Source organism: Candidatus Aegiribacteria sp., assembly GCA_021108435.1.
Lineage (GTDB): Bacteria > Fermentibacterota > Fermentibacteria > Fermentibacterales > JCC-6 > Aegiribacteria.
The window spans coordinates 1-2,316 of the sequence record JAIOQY010000141.1; the positions used below are offsets into that span (position 1 = coordinate 1).

General features: G+C 42.7%; 2 protein-coding genes. One reads left to right on the forward strand and one right to left on the reverse strand.

The window, feature by feature from the left end; genetic code table 11:
* Positions 1 to 71: 71 nt before the first annotated feature.
* Positions 72 to 1,862 carry a hypothetical protein gene (locus tag K8R76_07995; GenBank protein ID MCD4848116.1) on the reverse strand — a complete coding sequence of 597 codons (1,791 nt, stop codon included), beginning with the start codon at positions 1,860 to 1,862 and terminating at the stop codon, positions 72 to 74.
* Positions 1,863 to 2,070: 208 nt separating this feature from the next.
* On the opposite strand from K8R76_07995, the gene K8R76_08000 reads away from it, so the two are divergent.
* The coding region (locus K8R76_08000) for a hypothetical protein (GenBank protein ID MCD4848117.1) at positions 2,071 to 2,316 on the forward strand (246 nt) is incomplete at its 3' end.

The window sequence follows — 2,316 nt, forward strand, 5'->3', positions numbered from 1 at the left end:
CCACCCTTACCGCCATAAACCTCAATAGTTACAAGATCAATAAATCGCTTACGCAAAGAGAGTTCCTTTCATCAATAATTAATTCCGCAGATAGTAAATCCATTGACTTCAGCAATAGTCTCAAGCCTGTCCGAAAAGAGAAATTCCATACCATTCTCCAGATCACCAGGCATAGGGTCTGATGTCTGATAGTAAACGTAATCAATATCCATCAGGTCAAGCAGCTCCATTTCTTCCTCAATGGAATCAGCAAGGAATAACCGGCGGCCAATCGGGTGATTTTCAATTACTATTATATCGTGATCCGAGAAATACCGCTCCCTTTTCCACATTGATAAAAGCCGGGATCCTTCTGGTAGATTAGTATTGCACCAGTCATGCAAAGCTTTCACTGTCACTATATTGGGATGTCTGAAATCAAGTGATGATGACATACCGGGAAAGGTAACCGCGTATCTGAACCTTGGCAGTAGTGATGATGTAAGCGCCATAACAAGCAGGAATGCATAGAATGATAATCGAGGTAAAACCAGTTTTTCCGACCATTTCGCACCGGTTGCTGCCATAAAAGGTGACATTAGAAATGCGTATTTTGCTCCCCAGCTCAAAGGATTGAATACAACTGAGGCAATCAGACAATAAATAAGCACAGCAGCCAGTGGAAGCAGGACAAGTGATAGTTTCTGTCGCATAGCCAGTGAAGCCATGCCCAACAGAAAGAGTACAGCTGGTAAACCCCAGGAAGAGACAAGATCAGAAATATTCACTGATAATGGTTCCGGCTCAGTATTAACCAGCAGATCAGTTGGTGCTGCATTTTCTCTGGCCAGTCGTGTCATCTCCGGAATTTCCGGAAGGAAGTGATCCTCATCAGCACTGAAGAATGAAATCGAAATTGGATAGAAAGGTGCTCCTGTATGTATCATCGTTCTTACAGCAAATGTCAGCGGAATGGCTGCCAGAATTATACACCAGACGAACATGGTCTTCATTTTTCTATGTATCGGAATTGCATAGGCAAGCAGCAGAAAAGAAGGAAGTAGAACATATGCCGTCAGTTTCGTGCCCAGAGCTAATCCCATGGCGAGAAAGGGAACGGGATCGAATTTTCCGTCTTTGTTAACATATCCTCTGTAAAGCAGGCATATAGCAACTGTCGAGAAGTACAGAACTGTCATTTCTATTTTGGGCAGTGAAGCCCAACCGGCAAGCATGGAGGTCGCCATGCAGGCGATGACTGTTATCAATAAACCGTTTCTGCCCTTCCCAAGAATTGTCCATGCGGCAATAGCGGAAAATAGAAGCATACACATCTGGAACACCTGCAGAAGAGATAGTTGATCGGTTCTTGAAGAAGAAAGCGAGGCTGGCCATGCAGCAAGAACTTCACCGACTGACGGTAATCCTGAGAACATGCTTTCCTCAATGTAGTAAATCCTTCCGGAAGAAAGCCATCGATCAGGCTGTACTGCATATGCTGTTAACGCATCGGGATTTGTCTGTGGTTCAGATGCTCTCATTGTATTTGTGATAACAATAAATACAGTAATCAGAAGCAATATCAGAGTATGAAAACCGGGATATTTGAAGCTGAAGTGTATCCGTTTCCTGGTGAAGAAATAAGCAGGATGCAAGAGCGCGCCAGCGATAAGGATAAATGAAAGCACTGACCGATTAAACAGACCAAGAAAACTCAGAGGAACAGAGAGTACAAGAAGGCTGACCAGACCCAGAAAAATGACAGGTGCGTCGTACCCTGACTTTCTTAAACCAATACGTGTAATGCGTCCGAATCCGGATACAGCAATCCAGAAACCACCTATTCGTACAAGAATCCAGAGAACATCAATAATTCTGGACATATTTCCCTCTCCGGTAAAATATGCGATAGTATTAGAGAATTGTATCCATTAGCAAAGCGAAATGTCAATACTCAGTATCTGTCTCATAAATGAAAGGCTTTAAGCTGATTTGCATTCCGGTTCTGTATGAATATTATATATGCTGTTAAGGTTGAGTTTTCTGACCCTGAAATATCTGAATGAAATTAACATTTTCCAGAGGAACACATTGCTGAGCATCTCATACAAAAGATATTCATTCCTGTTTCTTCTCCTTGCTTCTCTGATAATGCTGTCCGTATTCCATCCATATCCGTATGATAATACTGTAACCCGCTGGGCACTGACCAGACAGCTGATCGATAACGGTTCCATCATCATAGATCCATATACTGAGTATACAAGCGACAGGGCTTTTTTTAACAATCATTACTACTGCGACAAGGCTGTACTAACATCGATTATCGCTGCCATA

Excerpts from the sequence above, each read along its gene's own strand:
- K8R76_07995 (MCD4848116.1), bottom strand. The coding sequence starts at position 1,862 with ATGTCCAGAATTATTGATGTTCTCTGGATTCTTGTACGAATAGGTGGT.